Source organism: Neptunomonas marina, assembly GCF_004005935.1.
GTDB lineage: Bacteria > Pseudomonadota > Gammaproteobacteria > Pseudomonadales > Balneatricaceae > Neptunomonas > Neptunomonas marina.
Genome location: NZ_SACQ01000008.1, coordinates 20,260 through 36,166, shown reverse-complemented (window position 1 = coordinate 36,166; position 15,907 = coordinate 20,260). Strand labels below are relative to the sequence as shown.

The window sequence follows — 15,907 nt, the reverse complement described above, 5'->3', positions numbered from 1 at the left end:
GGAGCATTCTATGTATAAGACAATTCTTGTTCCAATTGACTTAACTGAAGTGGGTAGCTTTACCGACAAGGTTGTAGAGCACGCGCTAGGTATTCTCGAACCTCATGGCCAGTTAATCTTACTAACTGTTGTGCCAGGCTACCAAATGCCGCTGGTGGGTTCATTTTTCCCGCAGGGCACGTTTGATAGTGTGGTTCATCATGCTGAAGGCGAGCTTGAGCGTTACGTAGCTGACAAGTTGCCGGTAGATCCTCAGGAGTGCACGCTGAAGGTCGTTGAAGGTAAGCCTGCTGATACTATTTTGCAGGTTGCTGGAGAGGCCGGTGCCGATGTTATCGTGATGGCGAGCCATAAACAGTCGCGTATGGAGCGCACTGTGATCGGTTCTATTGCATCTAAAGTCGTTGGGCGTGCTGATATGCCGGTGCTGGTGGTAAAAGGCTAACTGCTTTTATATCAGTATCAAAAAAGGGGAGGTCTCGGTGGGGCCTCCCCTTTTTATTTTCTGCAGTTGCAGCGTTAGGCTTTTTTCGTCTTACGGGATTGGCTAGCAGTCACACTAGCTAAACCCACCAGAAAGAGCGCTGCGGTGGCAGGGGCAGGTACGCTCCCAGGATCCGTTTTGGTGTTAGGTAATCCAAATGTGGTTAACCCATTACGAGCATCCACATTGAGTGCTTGGTAAAGCGATCCACCGCTGGCATCGAAGAACTCGATATTGAATAGGTCGCGATGATTAAAGCCAGTCGACCGCCCTTTAATGCTGATGCTAGAAAGCTCTGTTATCGCAGAGAAGTCGACTCTCAAGAACTCACTTGCGGTGTTGCCCAGAGAGTGGAACATATTGCTGAAGTCGCCATCAATCGCTTGCATCGGCGGATAGCGCCCCAGAAAGATAATGAGGATGCGCTGCCTCCGTTGGCTTGGTGAGCGACATTGATCCCCGATCCTGTTTCAAATGCTTCGAACTCGCCAACTTGGATATAACCTTCTGAGTTACCCATTGCTGCGAGTGCGGATGTAATGACAACATGCTGTACGCCAATTAAACCTGCGTGGCTGAATGAGCTGGTGGCGAGCATGGCACCAGCAAAGATCGCTTTCTTTAAGGGCCGCATTTTCCTTTCCTCTTTTCGTTTAGGGACAAATTGCAGTGATTGGTTAGGTGTATGCTAAGAGGGAGGTCGTGCGTGAGGTATCGCTACTAATAGCTTGTTTGCTGCAAAAAGTTGCTAAAGTGTCGCTAAAAGTGGTTATCAATTCACTAACAAAGGTTAGTTGTTCTCGAGTGAATGCCTATAACTAGTGGGTCAAGAAAATTGGATTTTAGTCTGTTAATCAAGACGTTATGGAGAAAGGAGGCCGCTTACGCTGCGGCCTGAGTTAGCACTATCGGCTCATCTATTAGCTTGGTTGTCTTGCGACGAAGAGTTTCATGTCAAAACGGCAAACGGTTTCGTCGTTTTGATTGCTGATGACAACATCATAGAGCAGCACGCCAGAGTCGGGCTTCTTGTAGTCGATCTCAATGACGGTGGCCTGCGCTTTGATCGTATCCCCAATAAAGGTTGGTGCAGTAAAACGGACTTTGTCCATGCCGTAAAATGCGACAAATTCCTTCGCCAGTATGGTATCGGTGCTGATACGAAACAGTTGAGCCATACCCACCGAGAGCACTAGCATGCCGTGTGCGATGCGCTTTCCAAATCGGCTGTTTTCTGCATAGGTGGTATCGGTATGCAATGGATGCCAGTCGCTCGTTAGGCCAGCAAAATTAATAATGTCTGTCTCAGTCAGCGTTCTGGCGGGTGAGTCGAATACTTCACCCACATTGTAGTCCTCAAGGTACACTTTACTCACAACAGGGGGCTCCTTTCTTATCGTTATTGGCAGTGTGTTTAATATCGTTCAGAAACAAGAAGAGCCCTCAATAGGGCTCTTCTGGAAGTCAGTGTTTCAGTTATTAAGCGGAGTAAACGAGATTCTCTTCCTCATCATAATCCATATCGCTATCGTCACTCGCAGGTGTTAAGGCGTTATGTTTAACCGTGCCTTTTTTGTGAGTTTGTTTCTCACGTAATTTAGCGAGCTGGCGGTCTGCTTTTGCAACTGCGGCGTCTAGCGCTGCATAGAGGTTTTCGCCTGTTGCTTTGGCGGCAAGTTCTCTGCCTGCGGCGTGTAAGATAATCTCTACTTGGTCAGAGCGCTCGTGTTTGTCGAGTGTGACCTGCGCACTGGAAATGATGTCATAGCGTTCTTGGCTGTGATGCAGTTGGGCTTCAATTTTTTCGCGAACTGCAGGTGATACTTTGTCGTGACGGTTAGTAATGTTGATGATCATAACTCTTCCTTACCACTTCACATGGGTCGAGAATCAACCCAAAACAAGAAAAAAGATAACGCCTAGTAACTCCGTGTTTTTTAGTGATTATGACAATGTGTTCATCTTCACTATAGCGCTACTTTGGGCAGAAAGGAAAGGGATTATTTCGACTATTCTTCAACCCAAATTTCACGGACAGGTTCGCCGAAGTCGTCGTAAATAATTTTTTTGCGGGGGCGCTTGGAAAAGCTATATGTTTGCTTCGCTGTTTTGAAATGGCGGCGCGAGTCGATTGCAGCAAGTGCCTCAGGAACAGGGGTGCGTTCCTGTTTAGGTTGGCCAAATACAAAACTATTGCGGTCATAGGCGCCGTCGACAAGGCCGCTTGCACCACGCTCGATCTTTTCAACTTCGCCGCCGTTAGCGATATATCGCTGCATTTGCTGCTCGAGTTGTCGGCGAATTTCCGCTTTTGAAGGTCGTTTATTCATGCGCGCATTATGCCCGAAATAACGTATGAAAATCCATTCTGTCTACTAAAGAGTGGTACAATGGTGCTTTGCTCAATCACCCCGTTACAAGGAGCGCTAATGCACTATATACCATTGTCCCAATACCGTTACGCGTGGTTCTACAGCCACCGAGAGATGCCGCTATCTGAAGAGCAGTTGAGTAAGGTATTGCCGATGACGGAAGCGCGTGCGTTAACGCTTTGGCAGCAGAGTATCAGTAAAGAAAGCGATGATCCGCTAGAGCCAGCCAAGCAAGATTGGGTAGGCAAAGCTGCTACTTGGGCCGAAGAGGGTGAGTGGCAAAGTGCATGGGATAGCAGTGCGCCAGAGTTGCCTGAGTTGATTCGCGATATGTTGCAGTGGGAAGATTCAACGGTTGTCTATTTCTGCTATCGAGCTGACCACGTTGTCGAAACGCGTTGGTCACTGTTTAAAGCTCACTGGAAGAACTTTCTCTTTCTGGACGATGGCCCGCTGCTGATTGGTAAAAAACGCAAAGAGACGGTGCAGTTTTTCCAAGATGGTTCATTTAAGGTAGGTAAGCGCCCCTAGTGAGGCGCTTGTATCATTTAGGCATCGTTGACCCAGTGCATTGCCTGAAGGTATTGCGTTTCACTAAAGTGGCGCGCTTCGCCTTTCACTAAATGGTTACCTAGCGCTGTTGCCCATTCAGCCCAGTCGGGGCCACCCACAACGGCTAAACGATAGAAGTCATTCGCGTGAGCCATACCAAGCTTGGCATCTTCCCAAATAGCACCTAGCTCCATGCCAGTAAATGAGGGATCGAAGTAGATGACGACCCGCACATTGGGATGGCTTTTTAACTTCTCTTCGACCTCAGGCACCAATACGCTTTGGTAGTCATCCGCGGTGAGTTGATCCGAGGCTTGCACAACGATCAAATCTCCAGCGGTTTCGGGTAAAACCGATAGCATCTTGTTTTCCTCCTAATTGAATAGCGCCATTGTAGCGACAATTCATATGTGTTGCTGCACATAGCAAAGGATTATTGGTGCGCGGATTCAACCCAAGTTCATCCGGTGCTGGCAAGGTTAAGTGTGTTTAACGAATCAAGGATGATGAGATGAAACAGACAAATAGCACAGGAATTGGGCTTGTGTTGGGAGTGGGATTATTGCTCTCTCCCAGTGAGTTTGCGCTGGCGCAAGAGCTTCCGTTACAACTACCTAAAAGCGCTGATGAGCGCACGTTACCAATCGACTATGCGGCATTTTGGTTCGCGGAAAAGTTCGATGGTGTGCGTGGCTACTGGGATGGTAAGCAGATGCTCACCCGCAGTGGGCAGCCGATTGCTGCACCTCAGTGGTTTATCGATCCGTTACCGAGTGTGCCTGTCGAGGGGGAGTTGTGGATTGAACGAGGCCGTTTTTCTGAGGTGTCCGGTATCGTTCGCCAGACTCGTGCCGATGCAGGTTGGGAGAAGGTGCGCTTTATGGTGTTCGATCTTCCTGCGCATCGCGGCCGGTTTGAGCAACGTTATAAGCAGCTCTCTGACTGGGTTACTCAGGTTAATGCACCTCATATTCAGTTGGTTCCCGTGGACTTAGTCGTTTCTGAAGAGCAGTTACAACGCGTGCTTACACAAACTAAGCTTGCAGGCGGGGAGGGGCTGATGCTGTATCGTCGCGATAGCTACTATGCCCTTGGCCGCACCGATAACGTTTTAAAGCTCAAAGGCTATGAGGACGCAGAAGGCGTCGTGATGGGGTATACCCAAGGAAAGGGTAAATATACGGGTTTAGTGGGTGCGCTCATCATTCAGTTCCAGGGCCAAGAGCTGCGTATTGGTAGCGGTTTATCAGATCAAGATCGGCGTGAGCCGCCGCCCATCGGCACAGTGATCACGTTTCGATACAATGGTTTGACCCGTACAGGTTTACCGCGATTTGCTCGCTTTCATCGTATTCGCACCGCGTATTAACGCGTGTCGCTGCGATTAAGGCAGTGTTGCTAAACTAGACTTTTATCGTCTTAAGTAAGGAGTCTTATTGTGCAGTTAAATCCTCGCACGCTCATCGCTTTAGTTGCCGTTGGTATTGTGCTGCTCAGTGGCGGCAAACTCTCAGATATCATAGGGCCGCAGAGTGCCTCTAGTTCTGCCAGCCAGCCAGCCTCAAGTAGTGTGTCCTCCGGTGCTGTTGAGCGTGCATTTGCTAAACGCCAAAGTGATGTCATGGTGGTTGACCGTGGCCGTGTTGTTAAGTTGTTGCCAGACGACCTAAAAGGCTCTAAGCATCAAAAGATGATTGTTAAGTTGGCTTCGGGGCACACGATTCTGATTGCTCATAATATCGACCTTGCGCCGCGACTTAATAGCCTTCGAGAAGGCGATATGCTCGCATTTAAGGGGGAGTATGAGTGGAACGAGCGTGGCGGTGTCGTGCATTGGACACACCATGACCCGCGTGGCCGTCATGAAGGGGGGTGGTTGGAGCTGAACGGTAAGCGATACGAGTGAGGTTGATCCCGTGGTGACTGTTTGTTTTGCCTAAACCTGAGTAGAATAGTCCACTAATCAGGAGGAAAGTTATGATCGAACTTGGCAATACAATCCCATCAGTCTCAGTAACAGTAGTAACCCCTGAAGGGCAGGATGTTGTATCCGCAGAGCAGCTGTTTGCTGGTAAAAAGGCGGTTCTGTTTGCTGTGCCTGGTGCGTTTACTCCAACCTGTTCGGCGCATCACTTGCCGGGCTTTGTTGTTCTAGCGGATGACTTCAAAGCCAAGGGTGTTGATATCATCGCATGTATTTCGGTTAATGATGCGTTTGTTATGCGCGCTTGGGGCGAGCAACAAAATGCTGAAGCAATCACGATGTTAGCTGATGGCGGTGCTGCTCTAACGAAAGCCATGGGTCTAGAGATGGAAACTGGCGACTTCGGTGGTGTACGTTCGCGCCGCTATGCGATGGTGCTAGAAGATGGCGTTGTGAAGCAGCTTTTTATTGAAGAGCCGAAACAGTTTGAAGTGAGTAAGGCAGAAGCGGTCTTAGCCACTCTGTAACGCTTTTACTAGCCAATAAAAAAGCGACTCCCTATTCGGTGAGTCGCTTTTTACGCTTTAAGAGAGCTTACTTACGGATGCCTTCAACATTGAGCTCTAGGTAAACTGTTTCTGATGCTGGGCCTAGGTTGTAGTTGATACCAAAATCTTTCAACTTAAACGATGTTGTGCCGCTGAAACCAGCTCGGTAGCCGCCCCATGGATCTTCACCTTCACCCACTTTGCTAACATCGATTGTCACAGGCTTGGTAATACCGCGCAGTGTGAGGTCACCCATCATAGTAGCAGAGCCGTCGCCGTTATCTTTGAAGCTTGTTGAAACGAAAGAAGCTTTCGGAAACTCGTCAGTATCGAGGAAATCACCACCACGCAGGTGCTTATCTCGCTCCGCGTGGTTTGAGTCTAAGCTCGTGACATCAATATTGACGTTAACTTTTGATGCGTTCGGGTTGGCTGCATCATAGCTGAAGTTGCCATCGAATGTATTGAAACGGCCTTTCAACCAGCTGATGCCTAAGTGACTGATTTTAAACTCGATATCAGCATGTGCGCCTTTTGTGTCGATAACATAATCGGCTGCGTATAGAGGTGTCGTCGCCAGCGTTAAAGCGGTTGCTGCGATGATTGATTTGAACTGAGCTTTCATGATGTCTCCTTTACTCCCAACATCCGGGTGAGGGTTGTGTCTTTATCAATAAGATGGTGTTTCAGCGCGGCAGCTGCATGTAAGCCCGCCAGCACAATGAGTGTTGTTGCAACGTAAAAGTGAATATCCCCAGCAACATCCTCTTGGTTGTCGATAATTGCTGGCAGAGCAGGCACCTCAAACCAGCCAAAAACGCTAATCGCACGCCCGTCCGCTGTCGAGATCATGTAGCCCGATATAAAAACGACGAGTAACAGAATATACAGTGCGCTATGGACCACCTTGGTGGCGAGCCGCTCAAAGCGCGTATGTGTCTGAATATGGCTTGGATGTGTTTGCATCACTCGCCAAAGGAGGCGGGCTATTAGGGTTGCCGCCAACAAAATGCCTATGCCTTTATGCCAATCGGGAACGACGCGATATGCGGGATCATAGTAGCTGAGGGAATCAATGTAGAGGCCCAGTGGATATAGGCCGATCACTCCCAGCGCCACGACCCAGTGGAAGCCGATACTCACCCATCCATACGCGGAAGGCGTGTTTGCTACTTGTCTAGTAAAAGCCATCAGTAACCTTGTTATGCGCTTAATTAGGAATGAAACGTATTGGATATAAAAATACAAATAAGTTTCATTTAATTTTTGGTCTGTACGTTTTATTGCTCAGTTAAGCCTAATCAAAGATAATTGATTCATCTAATGCATTATGGTGATAGTGGATATGCATGAAGTGAATTTGCGGGCAGTGGATCTTAACTTGCTCGTCGTGCTCGAGGCATTGTTGGAGGAGCGCAGCGTAACGCGAGCGGCTGAGCGGCTGCATATGAGCCAGCCCGCGGTTAGCCGGGCGTTGCAGCGCCTGCGTGACACTTTCGATGACCTTCTCATCGCCCGCAGCGGGACACACTACACGTTAACGCCACGAGCAGAGCATCTGCAGGTGGAGTTGACTTGGGTGCTGAAAAATATCCGCCAAATGGTTCAGGCCCCGAAGTTTGATCCATTGCGTACCCGGCAGGTGGTTCGGATGGCTGGCCCAGATGTCGAAGTGTGTCAACTTGTACCTGAGCTACTGGCTCACTTGCAGCATGCTGCGCCCACGCTGCAAGTTGAGCTGGACTCCCGCCCAAGTGATTACTTTAGCGCCTTGGTGAACGGGGATATTCACTTTGTGATCTCTGGTCTGGCCCCCTCCCAGCAGGATGACCAGTTACACCGTATCTTTCTGGAATCAACCGAAGTGGGGCTAATGATGGGGGCTGCACACCCTCTCGCTTCTCAGTCTATCGATCTTGAAGCATACCTAACGGCGCGGCATGGCTATATTTCCTTAACTGGGCGTGGGCCCGCGTTTGCCGATGCGACACTGAAAGCGATGGGGAAGAAGCGCAATACCGTGCTGCGGCTGACGAGTTTTGCCTCCGTTGCAGACTACTGCGAGCGTAGTGATCTGGTTTTTATGCTGCCAAAAAGTATTGTTGAACATGTCGGCAAACAGCGGGATGTGGTGTTCAGGCCCGTGCCAGAGGAGCTGCGCGCACCTGAGCTCAACTTCTATTTATACTGGCACCAACGTAACCATCGCGACCCTATGCATCGTTGGCTTCGAGAGGTGGTTCAGTCATTAGTTGTTTGATTTTTAAGCACTTTAAAAAGAAATAGGTTGAATATTTGCATTCGCAAAGCGAGTTGGTATAATTCGCACCCTGTTGTTAGCAAACGCTGATAACTGCTGCGATGGTAGCTCTGCTGGTCCTCTCGCAATGATACACCGTGAACCTGGTCAGGCCCGGAAGGGAGCAGCCACAGCGGTCGACTCATGTGCCGGGATGTGGCTGGTGGAGCTGCCCCCATTTCTTGTATCCCTTTGTTTTTACTAGTTCCTTTTGAGTTAAGCCTGTTGAATAACGCAAGGTGAAACACATTGGCTAGATCTACAGCCTATCTTCAACTCTCTTCGTACTCCGTTTACTACTTCCGTATTCGTGTACCTAAATCGTGTCGTAAAGCTATACCTTGAGAGCAGCTTCGTAGATGCTTGGTCAGCGAGTAGGCCAGTCTATGGGTATTAGGGCTTCTTTAGAGGCGCGAGTCCATCGCTGACGTGTAGAGGATACATACCGAGAATCGTCTGCGAAATAAGCGTGCTCAATTAGGATAACTTGAAGTCCTGTCCGCTGTTCGACCTCTGAGAAAAGGAAGTCAATGTGAGTACGCATCGCTTTTACTTCCTCATCCTCACGTTCTCCTGCAATTTCAGTTTCGTCATCATTCTCACCCCTTGTAGGAAAATAAGGACGACTAATCTGATCAAGTACCAATACCCCGGGAACCGGGGATTCGACCAATTCGAAGTGCTTCTGAAGCGCGAATGCCAACGCTATGTGGATTGCAAGGTAGTTTTGGTCTGAACCTACGTCAGGCAATTTGAGAAGTTCATCAGTATCAGCTTCAATTACGGAAACTTCGGGGCGTCGTGATGAAAAATCCAGCTCGGCCCCTATGCAGGGAGCAACAGTTGGAAGTCTTTGCAGGTTTTTTGAGGCAATGGCCGAAATTTTCGCTTCCGCTCTCCGTAATCTAATTTCTCTTTCCTCAGGGTTTACTCGCGCTTCTAACTGCTTAATATCGTCGCGAAGCACAGTAAGGTCAGGAGATGTTTGTCTTTTTTCATCTGTACTCGATTCAAGAAAAAATGATATGCGCCCCAGCAGGTGGGCCTTCAATTGAGCAATATCGTTGAGCTTTCGAGCTTCATCGGTTTGTTGTAGCCACGCTTTGATTTGATTATCAATGCGACGCAGGGCCGAGTTTAGTTGTGTGATCTCTTCCTTTAGCTCCCGGTCGTGTTCAACAAGCTTTGGCTTTACTCGTTCAACCGCAGCGCTTTCTGCTTGAACTTTGTTTAACGCTTTTTGTAAAGCATTCGCGGTTTCTTGACCTTTTTTGGATGGAGATTCACATACAGGGCAAACCGAGGCAATCTCTCCGAGTTTAAAGTGTTCTGCTAACCTTAGTTTACTGCGCTGGCGTGTTACAGTGTCCTCGAAGCCGTTGGCCTCTCTGAGAGCAGAGCGCGTTGCATGTGACTTGCGCTTTACATCGGTGAGTTTGTTGAGAATTTCTCTTCGTTGTTCATGAAGCGCACCTAATTCGCCTTCAACTGGATAGGAGGTAGGCTGTAGCTGAGTTTGTGATAATCCTTCAATTTGTTGTAAAAGCTCTTCTTCAGAAGCATCTGGTGGAGGCAGAGTGGTTATGCCAATGCGATGGGCCTCACTAATCAGGCTCATTGCTCGTTTCTTCAATGCGGTCTCTTTGGATGCCAAGGAGCGAGTTCGTGCCTCCTCATTATCAAGTATGTAAAGGAGTTGACGCAGCCGCCTTTCATCCTTGAAGCTTGCTTCATCAGTTGCACGCAGAAAGTACGGCATACTTGCTAATATGTCCCGTGCCTTTTCCGCTTTCTCAAGACCATGAAAAAGCACTGATTCACTGTCGATCACCTCCTTTGTAACGAAGAGATAAGGCGTCAGGTTTCGCACCGTAGCCCTCGCCTTTCCAGAGGAGGTAGCATTTGAATCAGTCCCTATGTCTCCAATACCAAAAGCTCTCTCAATAAAAGCTTTCGCTGCATTTGTCGTTGTAGAGCCATCAAATTCCTCAATTTTCTGAGGGATCGGCAAGTTTCGGCCTGATGTGGCAAACATCTTCGAGCTGGAAGTCTGACCCACAGGAGGGATAAGACGCCCGACGATCAGTTCATCTTCACCTGCGACCCACTTGACTCCAACGGCAGTGCTATGGCGACGAACATGCACTGGCAGTTCGCATTTACTTGAGCCTAAGCAGTAGTCAATTGCTTTGATAATCGTTGATTTTCCGGTACCTGAGGCGCCTGTAATTATGTTTACTTCGCCTGGCTTGAAGGTTAAGGCTCGACTTCTGCCGGAGACTCCCAGAAAAAAAATACTGGCTATGTTCCAACGTATCATACTGTCAATCCCATGCTGTCAAAGACGTTCCTTGTGGAGCCCGCCATCGCGAACCAGAATCCGAGGCGCTCTGCTCGCCGGATCGCATTTACGGAATCCTTATCTAAGTTGTTGAGGGTGATTCCCTTGGGCTTTTGTGGACCGAGGCGCAGCCGTGCATCATCCCCAATCTTAATTGCATTAACAAAGCAGCTAAAGCGCACACTCTCGGTTACGATTTCAACAGAAGAGTTAATTCGATCAGCGAGCCCTACTTGCACTTGTGGACTTCGCTCTAACCATTCAAGCAAGCCGGTGTTCTTATTGGTTCCTTCAAACAACGCTGCCAAATCTCCGGAAATCGCTATTGGTAACGCGAGGTAAATTGTCGGAAGCTCCGGCCCTGAATCGTTAATGGAAAGGTACGCTTTGACATAATTCAATACCGCGTAGGTGCAGAAAGCCGGATTTGTCTCTGCATAAACATCATGTGCAAGATTCATTCGGAATCCTCAAGTAACTCTTCGTAATCAGGATGCCAGCCCACTTGTAGGTTAATCGCTAATACTTGGTAGCTGCCTCGGATATAGTAGGCGGCATTCCAGCCCTCAGAGATTGGCCGAATCGTCGTAGGAGCATCGTTGTGAGTCCAGCGAAGGAGATTGAGCCCTGAAGCTTGCTTTTCTTCCTCCGCCTGATCGGCACTGTTGTCTACCATTTCTAAATGGAGGTCGGACCAGTACTCTTTCAGCAGCAAGTCATAATCATTGATCTTGGACACTAAGGCTGGATTGGAAACGGTCCATCGGGCCCGCTGTTCACGGGCTCTCCATTCTTCTCTTATTGCCTTTGCAAGATCGCCTCTTGTACCTTTCACTAAGTCGATTTGACGGAAGAGCATACCGTCAGGTTGGTAGTCAGTAGGGTGGCTTACGGTTTCTAATTCAGGAACAAGTTTGTCTTGTTCGATATCCGCAACTATGGTGCTTACCTGACTTTGTAGCTCTGTCCGGCTTATTATGCCCTCACGTTGACCACAGAGTGAGTACACCATTTGTCGGTCCCACCATTCGACTAAACGGCAAGCAACCGTGTCGCGTTGGTGAGCTGGAAGAATGTGAAGGTTTGCTGCAACCTCTTGCTCAATTTGAGGGACCGTGGGGCTTTCTGGTCTAATGCGGGTACGACGAAGCATGTTGAGCCGATCAATTTCAGTTAACTCCAAGAAGGCTTGGCATCCACTAATGCGCTCAGAGTGTGGCAGTTTGTTGCCTTGTTCTGCGGCTTGAGAGCGCTCAAAAAGTACTCTTTCAGCTTCTAACGTCATGGCCTTTGCAAGATCGACCCGGTCCTCCCCAGCGCTTGTTAGAATTTGGAGGGGATCACTCTTCGCAATTCCTCCAACCGTAACAAGGTGAAGCGTAGTTTCCGCCAGAGTTAGCTTCGGAAGGGCATCCACCCAAACCTTTATTGTCTTCCAAAGTGATTTCGATTTGATTGTGATAGGCGGTGGGGCAGTGCTTATGGAATGTTTTAGTTGGTAGAGAAGCTGCTTGCCGTCGGCCTGTAGCTCGATGTCATCAAGCTTTTCTATGCCGATTGCTGCGTCATCAGTTGTTTGTTCTACGAGAGTTAACAGCGCATAGAGGGCTTGATACCAAAAGCCCAAGGCTGCGGCTTCAGCCGAGTGCGTTGTATTCTGGTCTACCGTTGTCATTTTTATTTCAGGATGTGAAGGGCATTTCAAGAGACAGCTTACGCGGAGCGGTTGAACTCCATTGTTGTAAGTGCTTCAAGCGACAGCATCTCCATTTCCTCTCCATTGAAACGAGCGTGCGAATTGATTGACGAGGGGGATTAGCCAGCCTCAGGTCCTTAGGTTGCAGATAATGCCGTATCTCATAATGTTCCGCCAGTCCTCAAGGGAAGTTACTGCGTACCAAGGTGCGACATATGGCTTGTCAGGTGATCACGTCGTGTGTTCTCATTGAGCCTTCAAATCAACCAGCGACAGTAAATCGCAAGTTGGCTGAAAGCCGCGTGAGACGTGCCTCCCGCAACGATAAGCCGTGAACCTGGTCAGGCTCGGAAGGGAGCTGCCCCCAAAAATCCTTATCTATTTGTTCTCATTAGGTTTTAACTTTCTGTTGTGCTTACAGTCAGCGAGACGCAACGCCTATTTAGAATACTCACGCCAAAATTTCTTCTATTCACTGTTTTAAGTAAGCGCTCGAAAAGTTACGGGCTCAGAGCTCTATAACTTATAAAAGTCTATCCGCGGGGGTTGATGCACCATGCGACAACTGAATATTGCAACTCATAGTAGCGCTCAAAAAAACAGCATTCTCACACGTATTGCCACACGGGCGATTGTTCTGAGAGGCGAGCAAATCCTATTGCTATTTACGGAGCGTTACCACGACTATAGCTTGCCAGGTGGTGGTGTCGATGAAGATGAAGCGCTGCAAGCGGGGTTGGTTCGCGAGTTACAGGAAGAGACAGGTGCGAAGAACATAAGAAATATCGAGCCATACGGTGTATATGAAGAGTACCGTTCTTGGAATAAGCATGGTTATGATCTGTTGTATATGAAGTCCTATTGTTATCGCTGCAGCATTGATGATGAGCTAGGAGACCCCCAGCTTGAGCATCATGAGATCCAAAATGCTATGAGACCTGTTTGGGTCAATATCTACGACGCGATTGCTCATAATGAAGAGACGATCGTAAACAGTGATAAAAAAGGACTTTCGATCGAGCGGGAGACTTTTTTACTAAAGCTGATCGCTGAAGAATTGGTTGAGTCATAACGAATGGCTGAACCTGCGAACCGTTCCTCTAAAGTAAGTGATATCCCTTAGTAAAAAGTGCTATCTGCATATTGTCAGTTTTCATGTGTTGGCACCGAGTGCAACCACTGGTGCTAATAAACTCATCACGAAAAGCTTCTTACTTCTGTAATGACAGTGGCACTTGAGGAATAGCCTGAATCCTTCAATAAGCCTCACTATCCAAGTGTCGATAATGATTTCATGCCTTGTTTACAGCTTGTAGCGCCGCGCACTTCTATATGTCGCAAGGATCTGGCCAGGGCTCCGTCGTAGCCAAAATTCGCAGCACTGGCACATATGGTCCATATCGATAGTACAAAACTCGTTATCATGGATACTCGGATTGAGCGTGTGGCGCTTAGCATGGTGACCTCCTTGGTGATGCAGAGCGTTATCATTGATTTTTGCGCTCTGCTTTGGTCGTTATCCAGTGAATAGCAGCGCTCGTGATACTTCTGTGAAAGTCATTGGCCCGGTAAATCGGGGGTAGGGGAAGAGCCCAGACTAAACTCCGTGGCTTTGAGCGCTGTTGCAGCAGCGCGGTTAATCTCCGTTTACAAAGCACAACTCAGTAGCTATTAGCGTGTTGAAGCGGTAGCATTGGCACTGTTTTTTCTAATGGCAGACAGACGGTTATATGAGTTATCAGGTTCTTGCTCGTAAGTGGCGACCCAAGCGTTTTGTTGAGATGGTTGGCCAAGAGCATGTACTAAAAGCACTGGTCAACGCGCTAGATGATGATCGTCTGCATCATGCTTATCTATTTACTGGCACCCGTGGTGTCGGTAAAACGTCGATTGCTCGACTGTTTGCTAAGTCACTCAACTGCGAGCAGGGTGTTTCGTCTGAGCCATGCGGCCAATGTGGCGCTTGCCGGGAGATCGCCGAAGGGCGGTTTGTCGATTTGATTGAGGTGGATGCCGCATCCCGAACTAAGGTTGAGGATACCCGCGAACTGTTGGAAAATGTGCAGTACGCGCCAACACACGGACGCTTCAAAGTGTATCTCATCGATGAGGTGCACATGCTCTCTAGCCACTCGTTTAATGCGTTGCTAAAGACCCTTGAAGAGCCGCCTCCGCATGTGAAGTTTTTGCTCGCGACAACGGATCCGCAAAAACTGCCGATCACCATCTTGTCGCGTTGTTTGCAGTTCAACCTTAAAAACCTAATTCCTGAACGTATTGTTGGTCATCTCCAGCATGTTTTAGCTGAGGAGCAAATTAGCTTTGAAGAGGCCGCATTATGGTTGTTAGCGCGGGCCGCTGATGGCTCGATGCGTGATGCACTGAGTTTAACGGATCAGGCTATCGCGTTTGGTGCCGGAGCCGTGGTTGAGGCGGATGTGCGCGCCATGTTGGGCACCATCGACCAGCGCTTGGTATACCGTATTCTTGATAGCTTAGCAGCGCATAATCCGGAAGAGCTATTTGTGGTGATGGCTGAGCTGGCCCAATTTTCACCCGACTACATGACAGTGTTGGGCGACTTGATCAGCCTGTTACACCGAATTGCTGTGGCCCAAGCCGTCCCTAAGGCGATCGATAACAGTATGGGCGATCAAGAGCAAGTCGCTACGCTGGCGCAGCAACTCACCGCCGAAGACGTTCAGCTGTTTTATCAGTTCGCGTTGTTAGGACGCAAAGATCTGCCTTTTGCTCCTGATGCGCGCGAAGGGTTAGAGATGGTGTTGTTGCGCATGCTAGCGTTTCGGCCAGCGGACACGGCCGCACCTGCGGTTGAGCTGGCTGAGCCAAACGGTACTGCCGCGCTTGACACGCCACCGCCTAAAGCAGAACCTTCTCCAGCTCCAGCTCCAGCTCCAGCTCCAGCTCCAGCTCCAGCTCCAGCTCCAGCTCCAGCTCCAGCTCCAGCGTCTGATCTTGAGCCGCCTCCCTATGACGATGATTATTTTGCAGGGGATAGTGCCGAGGACGATACCGCAAAAAAGCCTGAAAAAAAGGCTGAGCGTTCTGGGTTTACCCCCCGAGCGGCAGAACCTGCCCGTGTTGTTGATTCTGCAAATATCGATGTGCCACCTTGGGAAGAGCAGCCCGCTCCTCAAGCTAGCCTTAGCGCAGAGTCAGACACGGCTGCCATTGAGCCGCCTGAACTGGCTACCGTACCAGAGATCGCAAGCGTCCAGAGCGCGGTTAAAATAGCGCAGGTTGCTCCCGAGCTGGCGGATGAGCGTATCGAACTTGAACGCTTTTCCCCAGAGCAGTGGGTCGTATTGCACCCGCAAATCGGCTTGTCGGGTATGAGCGCAAGCATTGCAGCTAACTTATCGTTGGAGTCCGCGTCTAATGGGCTGTGGCGCTTTCATTTTGCAGCTGAGCAAGCAGCAATGTTGGATGACGTCCAACGTAACCGTATCGAAGCTGCGCTGCACAACTACTTTAACAGCCAGTTTGCGGTAGAATTTGAGCAGGCAGCTCAGACATGTGAAACGCCAAGGCGTTATGTTGAGCGCTTACGCGCTGAACGCTTAGCAGAGGCTGTAGCGCAGTTTGAACAAAACCCCAGCGTGAAGCAGTTGATCGCTGAGTTTGATGGTGCCATCGATTACGACAGCATCACACCAATAGATTGATAGAT

General features: G+C 49.1%; 19 protein-coding genes and 1 other RNA gene. 9 read left to right on the top strand and 11 right to left on the bottom strand.

Going from position 1 to position 15,907, the window contains the following annotated elements; genetic code table 11:
• The first annotated feature begins 10 nt into the window (after positions 1–10).
• The gene (locus EOE65_RS15435; protein ID WP_127695359.1) at positions 11–445 is read left to right on the top strand and encodes a universal stress protein; all 435 of its coding nucleotides are present in this window, start codon (positions 11–13) and stop codon (positions 443–445) included.
• 74 nt (positions 446–519) lie between these two features.
• Here EOE65_RS15435 and EOE65_RS15430 read toward each other — a convergent pair whose 3' ends face one another.
• From EOE65_RS15430 to EOE65_RS15410, 5 genes are all read right to left on the bottom strand, one after another.
• Positions 520–873 carry a discoidin domain-containing protein gene (locus EOE65_RS15430; RefSeq protein WP_127695357.1) on the bottom strand — a complete coding sequence of 118 codons (354 nt, stop codon included), beginning with the start codon at positions 871–873 and terminating at the stop codon, positions 520–522.
• Complete coding sequence (locus EOE65_RS15425) at positions 804–1,118, bottom strand: hypothetical protein (RefSeq protein WP_127695356.1); 315 nt, start codon at positions 1,116–1,118, stop codon at positions 804–806. Before EOE65_RS15425 ends, EOE65_RS15430 begins: the two co-directional genes overlap by 70 nt.
• Positions 1,119–1,404: 286 nt before the next feature.
• Complete coding sequence (locus tag EOE65_RS15420) at positions 1,405–1,860, bottom strand: MaoC/PaaZ C-terminal domain-containing protein (RefSeq protein WP_127695354.1); 456 nt, start codon at positions 1,858–1,860, stop codon at positions 1,405–1,407.
• Positions 1,861–1,963: 103 nt separating this feature from the next.
• Positions 1,964–2,341: a ribosome hibernation-promoting factor, HPF/YfiA family gene (gene hpf / locus EOE65_RS15415; RefSeq protein ID WP_127695352.1), complete on the bottom strand. Its 378-nt coding sequence runs from the start codon at positions 2,339–2,341 to the stop codon at positions 1,964–1,966.
• A gap of 152 nt (positions 2,342–2,493) precedes the next feature.
• On the bottom strand, positions 2,494–2,814 hold the full coding sequence (locus EOE65_RS15410) for a hypothetical protein (protein WP_127695350.1): 321 nt from the start codon (positions 2,812–2,814) through the stop codon (positions 2,494–2,496).
• A 99-nt stretch (positions 2,815–2,913) separates the two neighbouring features.
• Here EOE65_RS15410 and EOE65_RS15405 point away from each other — a divergent pair, with 99 nt between their 5' ends.
• Positions 2,914–3,387: a DUF2947 family protein gene (locus tag EOE65_RS15405; protein ID WP_127695348.1), complete on the top strand. Its 474-nt coding sequence runs from the start codon at positions 2,914–2,916 to the stop codon at positions 3,385–3,387.
• A gap of 17 nt (positions 3,388–3,404) precedes the next feature.
• On the opposite strand, the gene EOE65_RS15400 is transcribed toward EOE65_RS15405, so the two are convergent.
• Positions 3,405–3,770 carry a SpoIIAA family protein gene (locus EOE65_RS15400; protein WP_127695346.1) on the bottom strand — a complete coding sequence of 122 codons (366 nt, stop codon included), beginning with the start codon at positions 3,768–3,770 and terminating at the stop codon, positions 3,405–3,407.
• 149 nt (positions 3,771–3,919) lie between these two features.
• Between EOE65_RS15400 and EOE65_RS15395 the strand changes: the two genes are divergently transcribed.
• From EOE65_RS15395 to EOE65_RS15385, 3 genes are all read left to right on the top strand, one after another.
• Positions 3,920–4,777 (top strand): DNA ligase, encoded by an 858-nt coding sequence (locus tag EOE65_RS15395; protein WP_127695344.1) that lies wholly within the window; start codon positions 3,920–3,922, stop codon positions 4,775–4,777.
• Between the two features lie 69 nt (positions 4,778–4,846).
• Positions 4,847–5,314: a DUF3465 domain-containing protein gene (locus EOE65_RS15390; protein ID WP_206052699.1), complete on the top strand. Its 468-nt coding sequence runs from the start codon at positions 4,847–4,849 to the stop codon at positions 5,312–5,314.
• Between the two features lie 71 nt (positions 5,315–5,385).
• On the top strand, positions 5,386–5,859 hold the full coding sequence (locus EOE65_RS15385) for a peroxiredoxin (protein ID WP_127695340.1): 474 nt from the start codon (positions 5,386–5,388) through the stop codon (positions 5,857–5,859).
• A gap of 67 nt (positions 5,860–5,926) precedes the next feature.
• Here EOE65_RS15385 and EOE65_RS15380 read toward each other — a convergent pair whose 3' ends face one another.
• Positions 5,927–6,505, bottom strand: coding sequence for a YceI family protein (locus EOE65_RS15380; RefSeq protein ID WP_127695338.1), 579 nt, complete (start codon positions 6,503–6,505; stop codon positions 5,927–5,929).
• Positions 6,502–7,071, bottom strand: coding sequence for a cytochrome b (locus tag EOE65_RS15375; protein WP_127695336.1), 570 nt, complete (start codon positions 7,069–7,071; stop codon positions 6,502–6,504). Before EOE65_RS15375 ends, EOE65_RS15380 begins: the two co-directional genes overlap by 4 nt.
• A gap of 154 nt (positions 7,072–7,225) precedes the next feature.
• On the opposite strand from EOE65_RS15375, the gene EOE65_RS15370 reads away from it, so the two are divergent.
• Both EOE65_RS15370 and ffs read left to right on the top strand, forming a co-directional pair.
• A complete protein-coding gene (locus EOE65_RS15370; protein ID WP_164847126.1) occupies positions 7,226–8,140 on the top strand; it encodes a LysR family transcriptional regulator in 915 nt (304 codons plus the stop codon).
• Between the two features lie 111 nt (positions 8,141–8,251).
• Positions 8,252–8,348: signal recognition particle sRNA small type (gene ffs, locus EOE65_RS15365), an RNA gene on the top strand.
• 198 nt (positions 8,349–8,546) lie between these two features.
• Here the strand turns inward: ffs and EOE65_RS15360 are convergent.
• The 3 genes from EOE65_RS15360 to EOE65_RS15350 are packed head-to-tail and all read right to left on the bottom strand — an operon-like array spanning position 8,547 to position 12,195.
• The gene (locus tag EOE65_RS15360; RefSeq protein ID WP_127695332.1) at positions 8,547–10,499 is read right to left on the bottom strand and encodes a DUF3732 domain-containing protein; all 1,953 of its coding nucleotides are present in this window, start codon (positions 10,497–10,499) and stop codon (positions 8,547–8,549) included.
• Positions 10,496–10,981 (bottom strand): three component ABC system middle component, encoded by a 486-nt coding sequence (locus tag EOE65_RS15355; protein WP_127695330.1) that lies wholly within the window; start codon positions 10,979–10,981, stop codon positions 10,496–10,498. Before EOE65_RS15355 ends, EOE65_RS15360 begins: the two co-directional genes overlap by 4 nt.
• Positions 10,978–12,195, bottom strand: a complete 1,218-nt coding sequence (locus tag EOE65_RS15350) for an ABC-three component system protein (RefSeq protein ID WP_127695328.1) — start codon at positions 12,193–12,195, stop codon at positions 10,978–10,980. Before EOE65_RS15350 ends, EOE65_RS15355 begins: the two co-directional genes overlap by 4 nt.
• A gap of 577 nt (positions 12,196–12,772) precedes the next feature.
• Here EOE65_RS15350 and EOE65_RS15345 point away from each other — a divergent pair.
• Positions 12,773–13,288 (top strand): NUDIX hydrolase, encoded by a 516-nt coding sequence (locus tag EOE65_RS15345; protein WP_127695326.1) that lies wholly within the window; start codon positions 12,773–12,775, stop codon positions 13,286–13,288.
• Between the two features lie 658 nt (positions 13,289–13,946).
• Positions 13,947–15,902 (top strand): DNA polymerase III subunit gamma/tau, encoded by a 1,956-nt coding sequence (gene dnaX / locus EOE65_RS15340; RefSeq protein WP_127695324.1) that lies wholly within the window; start codon positions 13,947–13,949, stop codon positions 15,900–15,902.
• The last annotated feature ends 5 nt before the right edge of the window (positions 15,903–15,907 follow it).